Annotated in this window: 19 protein-coding genes; 13 read left to right on the forward strand and 6 right to left on the reverse strand. The window is 38.4% G+C overall.

Annotated elements, in window-relative coordinates; all coding sequences use genetic code 11:
* A complete protein-coding gene (locus AACH28_RS20815) occupies window positions 1-732 on the forward strand; it encodes a rhodanese-like domain-containing protein (RefSeq protein WP_341831394.1) in 732 nt (243 codons plus the stop codon).
* On the forward strand, window positions 732-1028 hold the full coding sequence (gene trxA / locus AACH28_RS20820) for a thioredoxin (RefSeq protein WP_075994036.1): 297 nt from the start codon (window positions 732-734) through the stop codon (window positions 1026-1028). Before AACH28_RS20815 ends, trxA begins: the two co-directional genes overlap by 1 nt.
* Before the next feature lie 87 nt (window positions 1029-1115).
* On the opposite strand, the gene AACH28_RS20825 is transcribed toward trxA, so the two are convergent.
* The 3 genes from AACH28_RS20825 to mqnC form a co-directional block, all read right to left on the reverse strand.
* Window positions 1116-1277, reverse strand: a complete 162-nt coding sequence (locus AACH28_RS20825; protein ID WP_167450446.1) for a hypothetical protein — start codon at window positions 1275-1277, stop codon at window positions 1116-1118.
* Between the two features lie 153 nt (window positions 1278-1430).
* Window positions 1431-1991 carry an SMC-Scp complex subunit ScpB gene (gene scpB, locus AACH28_RS20830; protein WP_341831395.1) on the reverse strand — a complete coding sequence of 187 codons (561 nt, stop codon included), beginning with the start codon at window positions 1989-1991 and terminating at the stop codon, window positions 1431-1433.
* A gap of 9 nt (window positions 1992-2000) precedes the next feature.
* Window positions 2001-3125: a cyclic dehypoxanthinyl futalosine synthase gene (gene mqnC, locus AACH28_RS20835; protein WP_341831396.1), complete on the reverse strand. Its 1125-nt coding sequence runs from the start codon at window positions 3123-3125 to the stop codon at window positions 2001-2003.
* Window positions 3126-3555: 430 nt separating this feature from the next.
* On the opposite strand from mqnC, the gene AACH28_RS20840 reads away from it, so the two are divergent.
* The 8 genes from AACH28_RS20840 (at window position 3556) to AACH28_RS20875 (ending at window position 16547) form a co-directional block, all read left to right on the forward strand.
* On the forward strand, window positions 3556-6858 hold the full coding sequence (locus AACH28_RS20840) for a TonB-dependent receptor (RefSeq protein ID WP_341831397.1): 3303 nt from the start codon (window positions 3556-3558) through the stop codon (window positions 6856-6858).
* 33 nt (window positions 6859-6891) lie between these two features.
* On the forward strand, window positions 6892-8607 hold the full coding sequence (locus AACH28_RS20845) for a RagB/SusD family nutrient uptake outer membrane protein (RefSeq protein ID WP_341831398.1): 1716 nt from the start codon (window positions 6892-6894) through the stop codon (window positions 8605-8607).
* Between the two features lie 124 nt (window positions 8608-8731).
* Window positions 8732-10051, forward strand: coding sequence for a D-alanyl-D-alanine carboxypeptidase (locus AACH28_RS20850; protein WP_341831399.1), 1320 nt, complete (start codon window positions 8732-8734; stop codon window positions 10049-10051).
* Window positions 10052-10061: 10 nt separating this feature from the next.
* The gene (locus AACH28_RS20855) at window positions 10062-11360 is read left to right on the forward strand and encodes an MFS transporter (protein ID WP_341831400.1); all 1299 of its coding nucleotides are present in this window, start codon (window positions 10062-10064) and stop codon (window positions 11358-11360) included.
* Between the two features lie 20 nt (window positions 11361-11380).
* Window positions 11381-12109 carry a (Fe-S)-binding protein gene (locus tag AACH28_RS20860; RefSeq protein ID WP_070566110.1) on the forward strand — a complete coding sequence of 243 codons (729 nt, stop codon included), beginning with the start codon at window positions 11381-11383 and terminating at the stop codon, window positions 12107-12109.
* A 22-nt stretch (window positions 12110-12131) separates the two neighbouring features.
* Window positions 12132-13022 (forward strand): TIM barrel protein, encoded by an 891-nt coding sequence (locus AACH28_RS20865; protein ID WP_046672364.1) that lies wholly within the window; start codon window positions 12132-12134, stop codon window positions 13020-13022.
* Window positions 13023-13299: 277 nt separating this feature from the next.
* The gene (locus tag AACH28_RS20870) at window positions 13300-14874 is read left to right on the forward strand and encodes a peptide MFS transporter (RefSeq protein WP_341831401.1); all 1575 of its coding nucleotides are present in this window, start codon (window positions 13300-13302) and stop codon (window positions 14872-14874) included.
* 83 nt (window positions 14875-14957) lie between these two features.
* On the forward strand, window positions 14958-16547 hold the full coding sequence (locus AACH28_RS20875) for a peptide MFS transporter (protein ID WP_341831402.1): 1590 nt from the start codon (window positions 14958-14960) through the stop codon (window positions 16545-16547).
* A 76-nt stretch (window positions 16548-16623) separates the two neighbouring features.
* On the opposite strand, the gene AACH28_RS20880 is transcribed toward AACH28_RS20875, so the two are convergent.
* Both AACH28_RS20880 and AACH28_RS20885 read right to left on the reverse strand, forming a co-directional pair.
* Window positions 16624-17916 (reverse strand): hemolysin family protein, encoded by a 1293-nt coding sequence (locus tag AACH28_RS20880; protein ID WP_201638674.1) that lies wholly within the window; start codon window positions 17914-17916, stop codon window positions 16624-16626.
* 145 nt (window positions 17917-18061) lie between these two features.
* A complete protein-coding gene (locus AACH28_RS20885) occupies window positions 18062-19408 on the reverse strand; it encodes a Gfo/Idh/MocA family protein (RefSeq protein ID WP_046671778.1) in 1347 nt (448 codons plus the stop codon).
* A 230-nt stretch (window positions 19409-19638) separates the two neighbouring features.
* On the opposite strand from AACH28_RS20885, the gene AACH28_RS20890 reads away from it, so the two are divergent.
* Together AACH28_RS20890 and AACH28_RS20895 are read left to right on the forward strand one after the other, a co-directional pair.
* Window positions 19639-20745: an aminoglycoside phosphotransferase family protein gene (locus AACH28_RS20890; RefSeq protein WP_341831403.1), complete on the forward strand. Its 1107-nt coding sequence runs from the start codon at window positions 19639-19641 to the stop codon at window positions 20743-20745.
* Between the two features lie 78 nt (window positions 20746-20823).
* On the forward strand, window positions 20824-21468 hold the full coding sequence (locus tag AACH28_RS20895) for a carbohydrate-binding family 9-like protein (RefSeq protein WP_341831404.1): 645 nt from the start codon (window positions 20824-20826) through the stop codon (window positions 21466-21468).
* A 24-nt stretch (window positions 21469-21492) separates the two neighbouring features.
* Here the strand turns inward: AACH28_RS20895 and AACH28_RS20900 are convergent, their stop codons facing one another.
* The gene (locus AACH28_RS20900; RefSeq protein WP_046671775.1) at window positions 21493-21831 is read right to left on the reverse strand and encodes a DUF2853 family protein; all 339 of its coding nucleotides are present in this window, start codon (window positions 21829-21831) and stop codon (window positions 21493-21495) included.
* A 225-nt stretch (window positions 21832-22056) separates the two neighbouring features.
* Here AACH28_RS20900 and AACH28_RS20905 point away from each other — a divergent pair, with 225 nt between their 5' ends.
* Window positions 22057-22305: a type B 50S ribosomal protein L31 gene (locus tag AACH28_RS20905; RefSeq protein WP_046671774.1), complete on the forward strand. Its 249-nt coding sequence runs from the start codon at window positions 22057-22059 to the stop codon at window positions 22303-22305.
* The last annotated feature ends 30 nt before the right edge of the window (window positions 22306-22335 follow it).

The raw sequence follows: 22335 nt of genomic DNA on the forward strand, positions 1-22335 counted from the left end.
ATGCGTAGAGTTTTTATCACATTATGTGGAGTCTGCATTGCACTGTTTAATGGTCAAATGCAATTACATGCCGAATCGAAGAGTCATCGGGTCGAGATGTCGCAACCCGCTTCAGATTTACCACGATTAACATTGAAAGAATTTAAAAAATTGCGTCGTGAAACAGCTATTCAAGTTCTTGATACGCGATCTGGCGATATATTCCTACAAGGATTTGTACCTAAATCAATAAATATAGGCTTTAAATGTCCTTTTAACCACTTTTTGGCGCAAGTGTTTCCCAATAAAGCTCAAAAGCTTTTATTGATTACAGACGGAGATAGTCAAGATACGGTTTATCATCATTTATTAAAGCTGGGTTATACCCATGTTATTGGGGGGTTGGAAGGCGGCATTGAAACTTGGAAAGCTAGCGAAGATGTAGTCTCGTTGCGTAATATCAGTGCAGGAGAATTCAGGAAAAGATCAGATCAAGGTCATATTGTGGATGTAAGAACAGATAAAGAATTTGGTAATGGACATATTGACAATGCAATGAATATTCCATTAACAGATTTCGTTAATTTTGGTTCTACGCTTAAAAAAGGCAATCAACAGCTGTATGTACACTGTCAATCAGGTTATAGGAGTGCAGTTGCTGTATCTATTTTGAGTGCTAAAGGATTTAAACATATATGCAATATCCAAGGTGGGTATAAGGCATTGCAAGAAGAAGTAAAGGAGAATCAATAATGGCTACTTTTGACCAGATTATTCAATCAAATTCGCTGGTTTTGGTGGATTTTTTTGCGACGTGGTGCGGTCCCTGCCAGACTATGGCGCCGATTTTACAGGATGTAAAGGAATTTTATCAAGATGATTTGTCTATCATTAAGATTGACGTGGATAAGAATCCAAAAATTGCTTCGATTTATAAGGTAAGTGGCGTGCCTACTTTCGTGTTGTTCAAAAATGGCCAACAGGTATGGCGACAAAGCGGCATGATTCCCAAGATGGAATTACATAAATTGATCGATCAAGTAAAGTAAAAAATAAGGCGTTCAATCAAATTGAACGCCTTATTTTTTAATGATACTCTGGTGTTTTAATAGGTAGTGTTATATCGCACTAAAATATTAAAATTCATCGTCATCATCGAAGTCATCCAATCCTCCAATCGAGTCGATTTCAGGTAAATCGAAATCATCATCGAAATCATCATCATCGTCATCAGGACCGTTGAAAGATGCGAATTTTACTTCTTCAAGATCTTCGTTAGCTAAAGTTGCCGTGTTCATAAAATAATACTTTATTGTTTCTTATTCAATGTTGTAAAATTAGAGAAGAAAACTATTTTTTAAAACTTTTTTTAAAAAAAATATTAAGCTTTATTTTTCTGTTAATCAGTATGTTGAATTGTATTTTGAAAATAAAAATTTATTTTATTTTATTTATTCATTTGTTTCGCCAATCGCATTGTCCTCGGTAACGATGTCTTTCAATTGAGGGAGATCTCTCACACCATTGATTCCGAAGTGATCCATGAACTGCTGGCTTGTTGCATAAAGTAATGGTTTTCCGATACTATCTGCTTTTCCCGCAATTTTGATCAGTTTCTTTTCCAGTAACCGTTGAATAGAGTAATCGCAGCTGACACCTCTAATCTGCTCCACTTCTAATTTTGTTATCGGTTGTCTGTAGGCAATGATTGCGAGGGTTTCTAGCGCTGATTGACTTAGTTTTCGCTTGTTATTGTGATTTTGGAGCTGTTGTATCGATTCATGGTAAACAGCTTTTGTCAAAAACTGATAGGCGTTGTTGATATAGCGTAATTCGAGTACATAGTCTTCGTCCTGGTACTTCGTTTCAATTTTTTTAATCAACTCACATAGCTCTTCCCTGGATACTTCGATGGCTAAGGATTCCTGCAAAATCTGTTTAATATCGGCAAGATCTATTCCTTCCGCAGAAGCAAATATAATTGCTTCAATATTTCTTATGACGTCTTTCAATGTATCGTATTAATAGTTAATGACCTGTTCGACCATATGGGCTGGTAGCTCGCGGAACTCATACTTTTGTGTTCGCAGTTGTGGGCTGAATCCAGCTTCCAAAATAGCTTCCTGTATAGATTTTGATGTAAACCGATGTGGTGCACCAGCTGCCGAAACGACATTTTCTTCAATCATAATTGAGCCGAAGTCGTTCGCTCCAGCGTGCAGACATAATTGCGCTGTGCGCTTTCCGACGGTGAGCCAGGAAGCTTGTATATTTTTAATATTAGGAAGCATGATGCGACTTAAGGCAATCATGCGAATATATTCTTCGCTCGTTACATTATTGGTAATACCGCGCAGTCTTTTCAATAAGGTACCATCATCTTGGAAAGGCCAAGGGATAAACGCAATAAATCCATGGGATTCCTGAGGTTTTTCATCCTGTACTTCGCGAATCCATACCAAATGTTCAAAACGTTCTTCTATCGTTTCGATATGGCCAAACATCATGGTGGCAGAAGTTGGTAAATTAATTGTATGGGCTGCCCGCATAACATCTAGCCATTCTTTACCACCGCATTTTCCTTTTGATATAAGACGTCTCACACGGTCATTGAGAATTTCAGCTCCCGCTCCAGGTAGCGAGTCTAGTCCTGCCTCTTTCAATTGCGTCAAAACTTCAATATGGCTCATGTTCTCCAATTTGGAAATATGCGCAATTTCAGGTGGACCGAGAGAATGTAGTTTTAGCGTAGGATAAAGTTCCTTTAATTGCTTGTAAAGGTTTTTGTAAAACTCAATACCTAAATCCGGGTGATGCCCACCTTGCAGCAGCAGTTGATCGCCACCGTATTTAAAAGTTTCCTCTATCTTTTGTTTGTAGCTTTCAATATCGGTAATGTAGCTATCTTCATGACCGGGGCGACGGAAAAAGTTGCAAAATTTGCAATTTGCAATACATACATTGGTGGTATTGACATTTCTGTCGATTTGCCAGGTTACTTTACCGTGTGGCACTTGTATCTTACGCAATTCATTGGCTACGAAAGTCAAATCAGCTGTAGGTGCGTTTTGATATAAAAAAACACCCTCTTCCTTGGATAGGAACTCAAATCGGAGCGCCCGTTCTAATAAATTACTTACATTCATCAACAACAAATATAAGGAGCTTTTAGCTTATTTGGACTTATTTGTGGAATATTTGACAATGCACATTGAATTTTGGGAAAGGTTCGAGAGATAGAAAACAAAAGGATTTGCTCGTGTAACAATAGTATTGCATTTTAGCTTAGCGTATAAAATACAATAACTTGATTTATAGCGCTTTGTGAATTAATTAAGATTTTTCCTTTTTTTTTCATTTATTATTCTTTATATTCATTTAACAGATTTTAACATTTCTGGAAAAATAACCAAATTAGAAAAAAATGAATAACCAAGGGGCCTGAACCTGCCAATAATATAGCATTGTTGTCGTCAGACCTAAAAAAATGACCAAAAACTTAAATAACAACCAATATCAACTAAAACAACTAAAGCATAAACATAAATTTTTTTAAACCACCTATTTAGTAAAATTATGATGAAAAAAACGGACAAAAATTGCTGTTTTGATCTCATATTGGGCCAAAAGTTCAATAAGAGGTTTCTGATTATGAGTTCTCTTCTCATTGGAGGAGGAATGACCACTCATGGATTTGCCAGTGGATTAACTAGCCATGGCAAAGTTGAAGTCGTTTCATTAATCAAAACAAGGAGCGTACAACAGACGCCTATCAAGGGGGGTGTGAAGGATGCTGCTACAGGTCAAGGTATTACTGGTGTATCTGTGAAAGTCAAAGGGAGCAGTAACGGGACGTCGACCGGCGAGAATGGTGCATTTACCATTCAAGCAAAAGTGGGCGATGTGTTGATTATCAGTTATATTGGGTACAAAAGTACTGAAGTTGCTGTTTCTTCGAAAGCTGATCTTGCAATTTCCTTAAGCGGTTCAGAAGATGCCTTGGAAGAGGTTGTTGTCACAGGTTATTCGGCGCAGCGTAAGAAAGATTTAACTGGTGCTGTTGCCGTTGTCAATGTGAAGGAATTGAAAACTACCCCGGCGGCGAGTGCTGTTGAGGCGTTGCAAGGGCGGGCAACAGGGGTTCAGATCGTAGTAGATGGTGCCCCTGGTTCTACACCACAGATCAAAATTCGTGGTTACAGTACGATCAACAACAACGAGCCGCTTTACATCATTGATGGAGTACCTTATGAAGGAAAGTTAAGCTGGTTGAATCAAAATGATATTGAGACGATGCAGGTCTTAAAAGATGCATCAGCAGCTTCAATTTATGGTTCACGTGCAAATAATGGTGTTGTCATCATTACCACAAAAATAGGTAAAAGCGGAAAACCTCAATTTAGCCTTGACTCTTATTATGGTGTGCAGGTTCCAAACAGTGGGCGTTTTCCAAAAATGTTGTCTCCGCAACAAACATTGGATATTGAAAACAGATTGGACGGCACAAACAATGTGATGCCTGATTACCTTATCGCTGGACCTAAAGTGGGCGGGAAAGATGTGATTACAGCTGCAGACGTGGATATGTCAAAATATAAGTACGATGCGAGTAGCCGAAGCGATTTTTATCAAATTACCAAAGCAAATAAGGCCGGAACCAACTGGTTTGATGCTTTATCCCAAAATGCCCCTACTCAGTCGCACCAACTTAGCGTTTTAGGAGGTGGTGAAGATGCTTCCTATGCGATTTCGGGTGGTTATCTGAAACAAAAAGGAACGATTATTCATACCGGTTTTGAAAAATATAATCTTCGTTCAAACACACGCTTCTCTGCCTTTAATAATAAACTACGTTTCGGCGAAAATATGCAATATAGTTTTACGGAAGGATTTGGTATGGGAGTAAATACCAATACTGCCGGGGACTATATCGGTGAAGGTAGTGCTTTAGGTTTTGCGTATCGTATTCATAATATCATTCCTGTATATGATGAGGGCGGAAATTTTGCAGGATCTGTTGGCGGACAGTATGGTAATGGAGAAAATCCTGTTGCTATCGCCTATCGTGCCAAGGATAATAAAAATAAGAGCAATATGTTTTTCGGGAATGTCTTTGGAGAATTTGATATTGTCTCAGGATTAACCTTCCGTAGCAGTTTTGGTATGAAGTATGAAAACTACAATGGTGTATCTTATACCTATCCAAACCCTGAGTTTACAGAAGGAAGTTTTAACAATGGAATTAATGAATTTTTTGGACTGAATAAAGAATGGACTTGGACAAATACTTTAAATTATAAAAAAACATTTAATGAGGCGCATACGTTGAGCATTCTTGCTGGTACGGAAGCTATTCAGAATAGAAATAGGCAAATAAGGGGAAAAGGAAATGGCTTTTTTACAATGTCATCGCTTGATTACCTTTACTTGGATGCCGCTTCAACTGGTCGCGTCAGTGAAGGTAGCGGTTCTGTAGGCTCCTTGTTTTCGGTGTTTGGAAAGGTTGATTATTCCTACAAAGATCGGTATATCTTAAGCGCAACAGTGCGTCGTGACGGTTCTTCTAATTTTGGGCCGAACAATAAATATGGAACATTCCCTGGAGCGAGTGCTGCCTGGCGTTTGTCGGAGGAAGAATTCATGAAAGGTGTGTCATGGATCTCGGACCTAAAAATCAGAGCGGGTTATGGGGTGACGGGGAACCAACGTATTCCAGCCAATCAATATCTGAATCGCTATCAGGTCGCTATTAATTCATCTTCATATCCTATTGACGGAAGCTTGACTTCCGGTATGTGGCACAATGCCTACAGTAATCCGGACGTAAAATGGGAACAAGTATCTGCATTAAACATTGGGGTCGATTTTACCCTGGCACAAGGTGATTTTGATGGATCTTTTGATTGGTACAATAAAAAGACGAAAGACATGCTGTACCTATTGCCTTTACCTGCTGTTGCCGCAGGCCGGGCCGGATCGCCTTATGTAAATATTGGTGATATGCAAAATAAAGGTATCGAGTTTTCATTGAATTATCATTACGGTAGACGTCAAGAAAGTGCATTTAAATTGGATCTGTCCGCTACTATTTCACGTAACGTGAACAAGATTGTTTCTTTGGCACCATCAGTAACCCAACAAGTGTACGGTAGTTTTAGAAGTATGGAAACCTCCATCTTAAAACCTGGAGAACCTCTTGGTGCTTTCTATGGCTATAAAGTAATTGGTATTTATTCGGAAGCGGATATGAACAATGCAAGTGTCGCTAAATATGAGGATGGAAAGTCGAGAGCTGGTGGACTTAAATTTGAGGATGTCAATGGTGACGGCAAAATTGATGCAAGTGACCGTACCGTTATAGGTAGCCCACATCCTGACTTTGTGTATTCATTCAATATCAATGCGGCTTATAAAAACTTTGATTTTATGGCCTACTTCTATGGTTCAAAGGGTAATCAAAACTATGAAGCTACGAGATACTTTACAGATTTTGGTGTGTTTAGAGGTCAAAAAAGTACGCGCGTATTGGATGAATGGAGTCCAACGAATAGCGGTAGCATGATCCCTTCCCAAGTGAGAAATGCTTCACCCTATGAGTATGCTTCTTCGAGCTATTATGTACAGGATGCAAGTTTCTTGAAATTGAAAAATCTTCAAGTTGGCTATAACTTCGATACCAATCGTGTTTTTGGTAATAATACCGGTATCAAGAAACTCCGTGCTTATGTGGGGGTAACAAATCTGTTTACGATTACTAAATATGAGGGGCTTGATCCAGAAGTTACGGCTACTCCGTCGACTTACCCAGCCTTGGGTGTAGACTTTGGTGTGTATCCACAGGCTCGTCAATATATGTTGGGTGTTAGTCTAGGATTTTAAGGGTTTAGTGATTTAAGTTAAAATTTGATTGAAATGAAAAAAAGAAATATAATTACAGTTTTAGGTATATCATTGACTTTATTAGCCTCTTGTGGAAAATCTTTTTTGGAGCGTGATCCGCAAGCAGAATTGCCTGAGTCTCAGATTGTAAATTCAAAAGGTATAGAGGCCTCTCTTATCGGGGTGTATGGAATATTAAACGGCAATGTCAACGGTACCTGGGGGAATTACTCTTCGGCGCCTAGCCAATGGTTGTTTGGTGAAGTTGCTGGAGATAATGCACATAAAGGATCTGAGGCAACCGATCAACCGAACATGAATATGATCGAATTTCATACGCCAAATAGTTCGAACGACAACCTGAGTCAAATGTGGGAAGTTTATTATGAGGGCGTATTAAGGGCAAATAATACGTTGCGTATTCTGAAGGCTGACCAAGCAGGTGAAAAAACGGTAACGGCTGCACGTGCGAAGGAAATAGAAGGTGAGGCCCGAGTATTGCGAGCGCATTATTATTTTTATTTATGGCGTGTTTTCAAAAATCTAGCGTATGTTGATGAGAACACAACAGATGATGAGGCTAAAACGAAACCGAATAAGGATGATGTACTTCCGAAGATTATTGACGATTTAAAAGCAGGAATAGCGAATTTGCCAGCGACAAAAATCAATAGCCAGGCCGGACGTATGGATCAGAATATCGCGAAAGCTTATCTGGGTAAAGTTTTCCTCTACCAGAAAAAATATGCGGATGCGTTAGTTTTGTTTAAGGAAGTTATAGGTGCAAAGGATCTACGTACGATGCCGTACCAAAATAACTTTGATGTACTTACAAAAGACGGCCCAGAGGCATTATTGGTATCGAAGCATGTGATTAATCCAGATGGATCTGGTGATAATGCCAATGTTGGTGATATGTTGTCTGGATTAAATGGAAGTAATCCTGTAGGTTGTTGTGGTTTCTATCAGCCGACCATTGATTTGGTTAATGCCTATAAAGTCGATGCAAATGGATTACCATTGTTAGATGGTTCTTATCGAAATAATCCATATAAATCAGATTTCGGTTTGTCCGATGACGCAAAGAAAACATATAAACTTGATGTTACGCTTCGTTTTGACCCACGTTTAGATTATACGGTTGGCCGTAGAGGTGTGAATTTCTATGATTATGGTGTCATGCCAGGTGATGCATGGATTCGTGAGGTGAGCTCGGGTGGACCATTTGTTGGTATAAAAACAATGATTCCGAAGAGTTTGCATGCAACACATACTGCGTCAGGAGCGGCATATATTACTGACTTGGATGTTAATATTATTCGTTTAGCTGATGTTGTTTTAATGGCAGCTGAATGTCAGGTTGAATTAGGCGATTTAGGTGCAGCAATGAATCTGGTAAATGCAGTTCGTGAGCGTGCGGCAAAATTACCTCCTAAAACGACTGGCGATAATGTAGCAGCGGCGGTATATGTTGTTAAACCTTATACTTCTTTCCCAGACCAAAATTATGCGCGCAAAGCTGTTCGTTTTGAACGTCGTTTAGAATTAGCGATGGAAGGACATCGTTTCTATGACCTTGTGCGTTGGGGGGAGGCGAAAACTGTATTGGAAAGCTACGCAACGTTTGAAGGCGGTTTTATGGCTCGCTATAAAGGCTTAAACTATAAACCTCAAAATGATTACTTCCCAATTCCACAATCGCAGATTGACAGAAGTGGTGGAGCTCTGACACAAAATCAAGGATATTAATTTTTGATAGTTTAAAAAGGAAAGGGGGAGGCAATGTCTTCCCCTTTCCTTTTTAAAGGATTTGTATCTGAATTTTGGCAATAGACGAAAGGGAGTTCTTGCAGTTTTTTGTATGTTTGAACTGATGAAAAAAATTTTAAGTGCATTGTTGCTGCTTTGGTTTGTGCCGGCGGCTACTTTTGTAGCGAAGGCTCAGAGCTTTGAGGATGTTTATCAGCTATTTCAAGAGTCTAAAATATTAAATGATCATTTTGTTGGTTTTTCTTTGTACGACCTAAATGCCAATAAATATGTGATGGACATAAACGGCAATAAGCATTTTACACCGGCTTCCAATACAAAAATGTATACCACCTATGCTGCTCTAGCACTGTTGGGGGATTCAATACCTGGTTTGGAGTATGTGGAACGTGGAGACTCGCTGCTTATCTGGGGGACAGGTGATCCGACGTTTTTGCATAATCGGTTAGATACCCGGGTGGTGTACAACTTTTTGAAAAATACGAATAAACGCATTTTTGTTGTGCCAGGGACAATGAAGAATAAATTCTTTGCGCATGGTTGGGCGATGGAAGATTTTGAAGCTTATTATCAGCCTGAAATCAGTACATTTCCTATTTATGGCAATGTGGTCACTTTTCGACAAAAAGGTTATAATTATTTATCAACTTCTCCAGCTAGTTTTCAAAATTCACTGGATTTTTTGCCCGAACCTAAGTTAGGTGATTTTGAACTTTCCCGTTCATTTCGTGCAAATTCCTTTTGGATGTCCAAACGCCCCGTTCCGAGCGGCTATGTCAATGAAGTTCCATTTATCTATTCTGATAGTTTATTTATTAAATTATTGTCGGATAGTCTAGGTAAATCCGTGACCTTATTGTCTTACCAAAAACCAAGCAATACCAAGATACTCTATTCCGGTGGTACCAAAAATTTAATCCGTGAAATGATGTTGCCAAGTGATAATTTTATTGCTGAACAGTTTTTAATGATGTGTTCGTGGAAACAATTCGGTCAATTTGATACTTACTTGGTGCGGGACTGGATGAAGAATAACGTTTATAAATACTTTTCAGCTGAGGTTGCCATTTTTGATGGATCGGGCTTGTCGTCCTATAACAAGGTGACTCCGCAAAATAATGTCGATCTATTGGTCGTCTTGAAAAATAAGTTGCCGGATGAGAAGGAACGTTTTCGTCTTTTTCCGGCCGGAGGTGTAGATGGTACCCTGAAACGTACCTATAGCAAAGATCTCGGAGAACCGTTTGTTTTTGCTAAAACGGGAACGATTACATCTGTCTATAATCAAAGTGGTTATTTGATCACACGGACAGGAAGGCGCTTGGCATTTTCTTTTATGAACAATAATTATATAGATGATCGAGCAAGTGCAATTCGTAAAGAAATGGCTAAAATAATTACTTATATTCGTCAAACTTATTAAGCCAATTTAAATGGAAGCAATTGTAAAAAACAATAAGAAATTGATTCGTTCTTGGGCCATGTTCGATTGGGCCAATTCTGCTTACAACCTTGTTATTACTTCCACGATATTCCCTGTTTACTATACCGCAATTACTACAACAAAAGAGCATGGTGATGTTGTTAGTTTCTTTGGGATTGAAGTCGTCAATACCGCACTTTCCAATTTTTCTTTGGCTTTTGCCTATCTGTTGATGTCTTTTTCTTTGCCCTTTATTTCTTCGTACGCTGATGCAAAAGGAAAAAAGAAACAGATTATGAAATTCTTCACTTATGTTGGAGCAGTTGCATGTATGTGCTTATTTTTCTTCAAGCTTGAAACTTTGGAAATTGGTATCATCTGTTTTGTACTTGCAGCGATGGGGTATATTGGCGGTGTTTTGTTTAATAATTCTTATTTACCGCTTTTGGCAACTGTCGATCAACAAGATAAGGTGAGTGCGCAAGGTTTTGCTTATGGTTATATTGGATGTGTCACTTTACAGATTCTTTGTTTTGTAGTGGTTCTTAAGCCTGAATGGTTTGGTATTACAGATGCTTCACTACCGGCCCGTATATCGTTTCTAATGGTCGGATTGTGGTGGCTTGGGTTTTCAATGATTCCTTTTAAATACCTGCCTAAAATCGAAGCAACCGAGAATAACACAGGTAAGAGTTTCGTTCAGAATGTACGGGATGAATTCGGCCATGTTATCCAAAAGATCAAAGGTATTCCTGAAATAAAACAGTTTTTGCCGGCTTTTTTCTTTTATGCAATTGGTGTTCAGACTTTGATGATTGTCGCCTCTTCTTTTGGGGAGAAAATTTTGCATTTAGGCGCAGAAAGGTTGATAGCTACCATTCTTCTCATTCAACTTGTAGCTATCTTAGGTGCATTTTTAATGTCTTATTTATCTACGCTTTTTGGGAATATCAAGGTGTTGATCGTTGTGGTAATGATCTGGATCGGCATCTGTATTTCGGCCTTTTATTTATCTACTCCACTTCAGTTTTATATCATTGCTGCATTGGTCGGTTTAGTTATGGGCGGGATTCAGTCCTTATCGCGTTCAACCTATTCTAAATTAATTCCGACGGATATCAAAGATACGACTGCTTTCTTCTCTTTTTATGACGTCACAGAAAAAGTTGCCATTGTCATTGGATTATTCTCATTCGGGTTTATAGAACAGGTTACACATAATATTCGATATTCGGCATTGGTTCTTTCTTTATTTTTTGTAATTGGATTGTTACTTTTGATCCGGATATTAGTATCCAATAAATCTTAATTTTATTGATTGAATTGCATATGAAAGTAGAACTTTTTGTTCCTTGTTTTATAGATCAGCTTTACCCTGAGACCGCTTTTAATACGGTTCGTTTATTAGAAAAGGTCGGCTGCGAGGTTGTCTATAATCCTGAGCAGACATGCTGTGGCCAGCCTGCCTATAATGCTGGATTTTGGGATGATGCAAAACAGGTCGGACGGAAGTTTTTAGGTGATTTCTCAGGAGATCATGTGATTATTTCTCCCTCTGCGTCTTGTACCGGTATGGTACGACATGCTTATAATGATTTATTCGCAAATTCGGCAGATTCCCATCAATGCCATAAAATACAGCAACAGGTTATGGAAATCTCTGATTTTTTAGTAAACGTGCTAAAAAAAGAGTATTTTGGAGCTGAGCTTGAGGGTGTTGCGGTGTACCACGATTCTTGTTCGGCTTTGCGAGAGTGCAAGATTAAAGAGGAACCACGGAAATTATTGAGTAAGGTCTTAGGTTTGGAGATGGTGGAGGTGAAAGATAGCGAGACATGTTGTGGGTTTGGGGGTAGTTTTGCCGTTAAATTCGAAGGAATATCCGCGGCAATGGCTGAGCAAAAAGTGCGCAATGCACTTGATCTGAATGCGGATTATATTATTTCCACTGATTCATCTTGTTTGCTACAGCTTCAATCTTATATCGATAAACATAAATTACCCATTCAGACGATGCACCTCGTTGATGTGTTGACTACTGGCTGGGGAAATATTTAAATAACACATTAAATCTAAACACATGAATTCAAGAAGAGATTTTCTTAAAAACCTTGCACTAGCGTCTGCTGGTATAGCATTAGCTCCCTCTTTGGAGAGTTTTGCGGCAGCAAAGAAAGATTGGTTTGACATTTCCTTGGCTGAATGGTCATTGCATAAATCCTTGTTCAAGGGAGATTTGAACAATTTGGATTTTCCGGTATTAGCTGCCAAAAAATACGGTATCTATGGGGTGGAATATGTGAATCAGTTTTTTAAGGATAAGGCTAATGATAATAACTACCTTACTGAGCTAAATATGCGTGCAAAAGATAATGGTGTACGTAATGTACTCATTATGATTGATGGTGAGGGAAATCTCGGTGATGAAGATGAAACAAAGAGAAAACAAGCCGTGCAAAACCATTATAAGTGGATTTCTGCAGCTAATTTCTTAGGTTGTCATGCAATCCGTGTCAATGCGGCTGGAAAAGGGACTCCTGAGGAAGTGAGTAAACGTGTTGTTGAAAGTTTAACAACGCTATCTGATATTGGTAAAAAAGCGGGGATTAGCATTATTGTAGAAAACCATGGTGGTATCTCTTCACATGGTGACTGGTTGGCTAATACATTAAAAGCAGTGGGTAGTAAATATTGTGGAAGTTTACCTGATCTTGGTAATTTCTATGAGTATGATCGTTATCAAGGTGTGACGGATCTAATGCCTTATGCACATGGTGTGAGTGCCAAAACACATGATTTTGATGCCAATGGAAATGAAACGCAAATTGACTATGAGCGTATGTTGAAGATTGTTAAGAAAGCAAAATTCAAAGGTTATGTGGGGATTGAATATGAGGGAAGTAAGTTGAGCGAAGAAGAGGGTATTTTTGCTACTAAAAAATTACTGGAACGTTTGCGCCCTTTGATCTAATATTTAACTAGTCGAGTTCTTTTCAGGAAATGGAAGGAACTCGACTAGTTAAATAGATTTTAATTGAAGTATTGCTCTGATGCAACAACGAAAAAAACTGCAGTCGATTCGTTAGAAACCTATTAAAATCTTCACTATCTTGCTTGAGTATATGAAGACGGGTGAACAACCTCTTTCTTTGTGTAGAGGATCATCGGATTTTTCCGTTTACCGATGGTATATTTTATAAATGGAAATCGCACTACCTTATTTTGAAAAATAACGACTAAAAAAAAACATGAATTTTGAAAAAAATGCTGTTCTTGAAACCCATTTGCAAAAAGTAGGGGCTGAACAAGTATTGGTACAAGGGCATCCTGCCGGCTTGTTTGTATTATTCTTCACAGAGATGTGGGAGCGTTTTAGCTATTATGGTATGCGGGCGCTGTTGGTAAATTTTCTGGTTTCTACCATTGCCCAACAAGGATGGGGTTGGACCAACTCCGAGGCCATGAAGCTTTATGGTTTGTACACCGGGATGGTGTTTTTAACGCCACTGTTCGGTGGGATTATAGCCGATCGCCTGACAGGATATAAAAAATCCATTATGGTCGGAGCTATAATTATGACGCTGGGACATATCGCTATGGCTTTAGAGGGATTTAATAAAAGCTTCTTTTTGGCGGGTTTGGTGCTGATTGTTTTGGGAAATGGATTGTTCAAACCCAATATTTCTTCGATGGTAGGGAAATTATATCCGGATAAAGGAGGTAAAAAAGATGCGGGTTATACCATCTTTTATATGGGCATCAACGGGGGAGCGTTTTTAGGAATGATGCTATGCGGTTATATTGGTGAGAAGATCGGCTGGCATTATGGTTTTGGGCTAGCCGGAGTATTTATGTTTTTGGGAATGTTGCAGTTCTATTTTGCACAACCCATTTTCGGAAAAATTGGAAATACACCCGAGAAACAAGACGAGTTAACCGATATTGCGGGTGGTCAAGAAGAAAATCCAAAGCATATTGTTCGTGATCGTTTGCTGGTAATAGCCATTTTTATGTTGTCAAGTATTGTTTTCCATTTAGCTTTTGAGCAAGCAGGTGGTTCGATGACGATCTTTGCGAAAAATTATACACAACGGGTATTGAGTGGTGAAGTGGCGGTTTTATTTAAATGGTTGGATGCTGCATTGACGGTTTTGCCGATTGTGGTAATTACCGGAGTACTGTTTGTTTTAGCAAAGAAAATCGTACGTAAATACCCTATGATCATACTTTTTTCGAGTATTTCTTTTGTGATCATTTGGTCTTTGTGTCTTTGGAAAGTTTATCGGGAATATTATGGTATGAATTCCGAAGTTACGGTATCCTGGTTTCCGATGTTAAATTCTTTCTTTATCATTACCCTGGCCACATCATTTAGTAAGATATGGGAGAAAGTGTGGAATCCTTCTGGTCCGATTAAGTTTGCAATGGGACTGACATTGGTTGGAGTCGGTTTTGCAGCTTTATCTATTGGAAGCTCTGAGATTCCTACCGGTGCAAAGACGGCCTCTGTTAGTATGATCTGGCTGGTATTGGCGTACTTTTTTCATACAGTGGGCGAATTATGTATTGGTCCGGTCGGACTTTCTTATGTCAGTAAACTATCGCCAAAAAAATTCCTGGGCTTATTGTTTGGTTTTTGGTTTTGTGCCAATGCCATAGCTAATTTTATAGGGGGCTTTATTGGGTCATATATTGATAAGATTACAGAATCTCATTCGATGTCTTACTTCTTTGCTGTGTTTACAGTGATCCCTATGGTGGCTGCTGTATTTCTTATTCTAGGCAACAAAAAAATAAAAAAGATGATGCATGGAATTGATTAATTCATAGAAAAATAGTGTATCTTCAAGCGATTTTTATCAAAATAAAAACAAAACCTGAGTTATAAAACAATTATTGAGATTATATGAATCAAGAAAAAGATCAAGTTCTTGTAGCACATCTTGCTAAGCAGGGGATCGATGACAAGATGGTAAATGGGCATCCTGCCGGATTATTTGTGCTATTCTTTACAGAGATGTGGGAGCGGTTTAGTTACTACGGTATGCGGGCATTGTTGACCTTATTTTTAATAAGTTCCCTTGCTGATGGGGGATGGGAATGGAGTAACGAACGTGCCATGAAACTTTACGGTTTGTATACTGGTTTTGTCTATTTAACACCATTGATCGGTGGAATGATTGCGGATAAGCTAACCGGTTTTAAGAAGGCGATTTTGATAGGCGCTTTGGTAATGACATTGGGGCACCTGTCTATGGCATTTGAGGGTGTGAATTCCAATTTCTTTTATCTGGGTCTTGTGTTAATGATTTTGGGTAACGGGATGTTTAAGCCTAATATTTCTTCTATGGTGGGAAATCTTTATCCAGATCAAAGTCCTAAAAAAGATGCAGGGTATACCATATTCTACATGGGCATCAATGCCGGGTCATTTTTGGGAATGCTTCTATGTGGGTATATCGGCGAAAAAATTGGTTGGCATTATGGTTTCGGGCTTGCCGGAGTATTTATGTTCTTTGGTATGTTGCAATTCTATTTTGGACAAAAGATCTTTGGAATTATCGGAGATTCACCCAAAGCACTTCAGGCTTACCATGAAAAAAAGATCAAAAATCACGAAGAGGAGGAAGAGGTCATTCCTGCACATGTTGTCCGTGATAGGTTAATCGTTGTCACCATATTTATGTTGGCTAGTGTGGTTTTCTTTCTGTCTTTTGAACAGGCGGGCGGATCCATGTCTATCTTTGCAAAGGATTATACACAAAGGGTCCTGTCTGGAAGTTCAGCAGTGACATTTAAATGGATTGATACTATTTTGACTATTGTGCCTATCGTTATTGTGACGATCGTTTTAACAGCATTGGCTAGAAAAATATATAAACAGTATCCATTGACTATTTTATTTACCGCTGTCTCATTTGGTATCATTTGGTGCTTAGGCTTATGGAAAGTATTTCGAGAAATTGGAATAACCGGATCGGAAGTTGGAGCCTCATGGTTTCAAATATTGAATGCATTTTTTATTATTTCACTTGCATCGTCATTTAGCAAATTCTGGGAGAAGGTCTGGAATCCTTCGGGACCAGTTAAGTTTGCACTAGGTTTAATATTGGTGGGAATTGGATTTGCAGCATTAGCTTATGGGGCGAGCGAGATTCCTCAAGGAGCAAAGACAGCGTCTGTGAGTATGATTTGGTTGGTGATCGCCTATTTCTTTCATTCAGCAGGGGAGCTTTGTCTTTCACCTGTTGGCTTGTCTTATGTTAGTAAGCTTTCCCCAAAGAAATTTTTAGGGCTTCTTTTCGGTTGCTGGTTCTGTGCTTCGGCAATTGCCAATTTTATCGGTGGATTTTTAGGGTCATACATTGATCGCATTACAGAAGAACATTCGATGTCTTACTTCTTTATGATATTTGCAATAGTTCCGGGAGTTACTGCATTGTTGTTGATCATCTTTAACCCCTTATTGAAAAAAATGATGCACGGCATCAACTAAATTGTTGTAGAAGGTGAGCATATAAAAGCGGTTGGCTGATCAGTATATCGATCAACCAACCGCTTTTTATATTCTTTTATTCCTCCACTTTCAAAAGTAGTTTATCGATGCGGTGTCCATCCATATCAAGCACTTCGAAAACTAGATTTTTAAATCGGACACGTTCGCCTTCTTCGGGCACGTGATCTAATCTTAGGAACACTAGGCCTCCTACAGTAGTTACATTGTTGATCTCATCTTCGTCTTCCTCAGAAAGACCGATTTCAAATTCATCCAAAAGGTCCTCGATCTGATATTGTCCGTCGACAACATAATCGCCGTTTTCCAATTGACGTATTGTCGGTCGGGCACTTAGGTCGCTTTCTGTGATGTTACCTACCAAATCGCCAACGATATCCCGTAACGTAATAATTCCCTGTGGCGAACCATATTCATCAATGACAACCGCCTGATGTATACTGGAGGTGCGCAGGGTATTCATGATGCTATAAGATGAGCTAAATTCGTTCACAAATTTGATGGGTAACATGAGCGTTCTTAGATCAAATGGTTCGTTTTGGAGGCATTGTCGTAGTAAGGACTTTACATGAACAACACCTTTAATATTGTCGAGTCCACCTTCACAGACCGGGTAGATGGAATGATCGTTGTCCAGTATGATCTTTCTGTTTTCTTCAAAAGAATCTTCCAGATCCAAAAAAACAATGTTTTTGCGGTGAGTCATTAGGTTGACCGCTTTTTTGTCCCCTAAACTCAATAGACGGTCGACGATATCGTGCTCAATACCTTCGATGACACCACTGTCGACACCTTCGTCTACTAGCGCCTTAATTTCTTCTTCCGTGACACTATTGCCGCTACTCTTGATATTGAGTATTTTGACAATAAACTCTGTCGACATACTGAGTAGCCATACAAATGGTCGTACGATTTTGCTGAGCAGGTTCATCGGGTAAGCGATTAGCATGGCATACTTCTCCGGAATAGCCATACCAATACGTTTGGGGACTAATTCACCAAGCACCAACGAAAAGTAGGTGATGATAAAGACGACAATGATTACAGCGAGCTGTTCGCTATAGGGGGCTATAATACTGGATTTATTAAATATGCCGACTAGATATGTGGAAATACTACCACCAGAAAAAAAACCGGTTAGAATGCCGATAAGGGTAATGCCTATTTGTACAGTGGATAGAAAGTTGTTAGGCGATTCTTTTAGGTTTAGCGCTATTTTGGCTGCCGCATTGTTTTTATCGCTTTCAGCCTGTAGCCTTGCCTTTCTGCTGGATACGATGGATATTTCTGATGCCGATAGTATTCCGTTTAGAATAATCAGGACTAAAATAATAATTGCTTCGGTAAGCATAATGAGTTGAAAAAGTTGTTTGCTAGTGCTAATTTACGGAAAAGACCAGCTAAAAAGTAGGATTATTATGATTATGTCAAGCATCCATAAAAAAAGCCGTATATCTTTCAATACGGCTTTTATAATAATAAGAATGTTTTTTCAATTACATTCCACTGTCATCTAACATAAAAGTATTTTTCTTGGTTTTCCATTTTCCTTTTGTGAAATCAGGGAATTCCAACGTTTTATTTCCTTTTGCAATAGACTCGGTAGATAATGGGAATACAGCACTCATGGTTACTGAATCATATACGTCAATTGGCGTCTGTACCTTTTGTTTTACTGCCTGAATGAACGCATTGAATACAAACCAGTCCATGCCACCATGACCAGAACCATTTGCTACCGCTTCATATTTTTGCCAGATTGGGTGATCGTATTTCTTTACCCATTCATCTGCAGAATCCCACGTGTGTGGTTTGGATTTACCCTCGATGTGAATACCTTTTGCAACATCCATCCAAATACCATCTGTTCCTTGTACGCGGAAGCCGATAGAGTAAGGTCTTGGCAAGTGTGTATCATGCGTTAATAACATGGTTTCTCCATTTGCACATTGTAACATCGTTTGTGTGATATCACCATTTTTGTAATTGATCTTACCGTTGGGGTGTCCTGGGGAAACTTTATTGACATAGGCTGCCAATCCACGGGCTTTACTTGAGTACGAAGTGATATGGGTGAATCTGTTACCCTTGTTGATATCTGCAAATTGCATAATTGGACCTAAACCGTGGGTAGGATATAGATCACCATCTTGATCGATATTGAACTGTGTACGCCATTGTGCCTCAGAAATCGCTTTCGGGCCATATTCAACGCCATGGCCATAATACGCTTTTCCGTCATTGAATAATACTTCGCGTAAATCGTGTTGATAACCGCCTTCCAGGTGCAACAATTCACCAAATAGTCCTTGTCTGTGCATATTCAATACAGCAAGTACGTCACGACGGAACGCCACATTTTCTAGGGTCATGTAAGGCTTTCCGGTTTCTTCGGATACTTTCACAATATCCCAGTGATCTTGTAGCGTTAGACCTGCTATAACCTCGCAACCTACGTATAGTCCAGCTTTCATTGCGTCAATAGCTTGGTTTTTGTGGAATTGCCAAGGTGTTGCAATAATGACAGCATCTAATTTTTCATTGCTTAACATCTTTTTGTAAGCATCAACGCCACCAGTATATTCTTTTGGAAGTTTGGTGCCTTTTGCGTTGAATTGTTTACGGCATTGTGCTAGAGATTCTTCTTGGGTGTCACAGACAGCCACAATTTCTAAATCATCTCTGTTTAGGGCAATTTGAACGTGATTACGTCCTCTAAGACCCACACCAATAAAACCGATTTTTATCTTGCCATTTGTTTGGGCAAATAATTCTGTACTTGAAAGGACACCGATTCCAGCTGTAGTGATGGCAGTCGATTTTATGAAATTTCTTCTATCCATTGTTTTGAGATATAAGGAGTTTGTATATTAGTTATTTACTTGTTTGAAAACAGTCTTTGAGACTGGGTACTATTAACAAATATATTATTTCATTTGGGATAAATGAAAGTGCAAACGTTTGCTTAATTTTATTAAATTTCATGCAAACGTTTGATTGAAATAAAAATTATCATTTATTAATTCAATTTGTGATATTGCAAGCACATTGATGATTTAAAAAACATAGTTTAATGTCTGATTTTAACCAATTAGTAGTAGAGAGCGCAGCAAAACAATTCACATTAGAAGGAGATATCATTTCAGTGCAACCGTTTGGTTCTGGTCATATCAATGATACCTATCGTGTAGTTACTACTGTAGATAGCGGTATATCGCATTTATTACAACGTATTAATCACCATGTTTTTCCGAACGTGGATGGATTAATGCATAATATTGAGATTGTCACCAAGCATCTTAGCAAAAAAGTTAAAGTCGCTGAAGGAAAAAGAATCAGCGATCATGTATTGACAATTGTTCCTACAAAAGGTGGGGAATTATATATAAAAGATAGTCAGGATAATTATTGGCGCATGTTTATTCTCATAGAGGATACGAAAAGCTATGATATTGTAGAGACTGAAGTCCAAGCAGCTGAAGGTGGCCGTGCTTTTGGGTTGTTTCAAAAACAGCTGTCGGATTTAGATGCTTCGTTGATCGTTGAAGTACTTCCAAACTTTCATAATATAGAGTTTAGACTTGAAAATCTTCGAAAAGCAATCGCTAAAGATGTGTGCCAACGTGTAGCGTCGGTAAAGGACAAATTGGATTTTATCTTTAGTCGTGAAGATCGAATGAAAACCATTCTTGAACTTGGTAACAAGGGGGAACTTCCACTGCGCATTACACATAATGATACCAAGTTTAATAATGTGCTCTTAGATCGCCACGATAAGATGCAATGTGTGATCGATTTGGATACAGTTATGCCAGGCTATGTGGCATACGATTTTGGAGATGCGATTCGGACGATTATTAACCCTGTTGCCGAAGATGAGATGGATGTTTCGAAAATTCTGCTAAATCTTGCCTTATATAAGGCCTATGCCGAAGGTTATTTGGAGGAAGCTAATGACTTCTTGACAACTTTAGAGAAAGAAACATTAGTCGATGGGGCCATCTTATTGCCCTATATGCAAGGAGTACGTTTCTTAACGGACTATTTGGAAGGAGATCATTACTACAAAACTAAATATGATGACCATAATCTGGTGCGTACAAATACGCAATTGAAATTGGTTGAAGAGATGGAAAAGAATGAAGCATTTATGCGGAAGGTAGTTTTTGATTGCATTTAACAATTTTATACCTTTAATCATATTGAGAAGCTTCCATCGCGTAGATGAAGCTTCTTTTTTCTGTAAAAAAATATTCGAATGAAAAAACTAACCATTTTGCCTATCGCAGCGGAGCTGGCCAATACACTTGATTATCATACTTTGTCGAAGCTCTTGAACAATTTTGAATCGCATTCGCTGGAGTTTAATAACTGGAGCGAATCTTTCCCGTATAAACCTGAGGTACAATTTAAGATTGGCTATACCCAGGAGTATCTTGTGTTGCAATATGATGTCGTCGAAGAACAACTTCGGGGTAATTATTCCGAAACAAATCAAAATGTATGGGAAGATAGCTGTGTGGAGTTCTTTATTTCTTTTGATGGACGCGAACATTATTATAACCTGGAATTTAATCTAATTGGAACAGGCTTGATCGGTTATGGTCCGGCCGAAAAGGCAAATAGAAATCGATTGGATAGTACAACACTAGAACAGGTGCGTACTTACTCTTTAATTGAGCGTAATGGTTCCGATAAGCGATGGAGTATGATTGAGGTCATTCCACTTGCTGTATTTCAGTTTGACGATGTTGTAGACCTGAAAGGTAAACGGATACATGGGAATTTTTACAAATGTGGTGATCATCTCAAACAACCACATTTTATATCTTGGAATAAAATAGAAAACCCAACTCCTAATTTCCATCTCCCTGAGTTTTTTGGAGAAATGGTCTTTGGTTAGGAGTTGAGTGAAAAAAGGTGATGCTTATTGGTAAACAGATTCTTTTTTGAATTTCTTTGCCAATAAAGCATATACTAATACACGGTATTTATTTTTATTGGATTTGCCAATAGCGGTAATCACTTCCTCTAGTGCCTTGTCTAAATCAGGGCCATCTTTTAGACCTAATTTTTTGATCAAAAAGTTTTGTTTGACACGGTTAAGTTCTTCGGGATCTGATGCAGCAATGGTTTCCGAGTCTGCATTGTAAATGGAAGGTCCTATTCCTTTTGTTACTTTTGCAATAAATGCTTCATCTAATGATAAGCCTAGCTTTTTTGATTCTGCAACATATGCAGCAATTTTTTCATCTAATTTGCTCATAATTATGTAAGTGATTTAATTGTAGTAAGTTAAGTTAGGTAAAAAAGTCGATAAACAAAATTATTCTTTGGTTAGGATAAAGATTGTTACATTTGTGCCCTTGATAAGTGCTGTTAACCAAAATGTGGAAAATTTCAACTAATTATTCTTCGTAATTGTTGTAAGTTACATTTTTATAAGTTATCTTTGCACCTCAATAATTGAATATACGTAATCATAATAATAATGAAAAAAGATTTGCATCCTTCAAATTACAGATTAGTTGTATTTAAAGATATGTCAAATGACTATGCTTTTATTACAAAATCTTGTGTTGATACAAAAGAGACTATTACATGGGAAGACGGAAATGAGTATCCAGTTGTAAAATTAGAGATTTCTCATACATCACACCCTTTCTATACAGGTAAAATGAAATTGGTTGATACTGCTGGTCGTATCGACAAATTCCGTAACCGTTACAACAAAAAATAATTGTAGCAGATCTGTATATTACAATATTAA

This window comes from Sphingobacterium thalpophilum, assembly GCF_038396785.1.
Classification (GTDB): Bacteria; Bacteroidota; Bacteroidia; order Sphingobacteriales; family Sphingobacteriaceae; genus Sphingobacterium; species Sphingobacterium thalpophilum_A.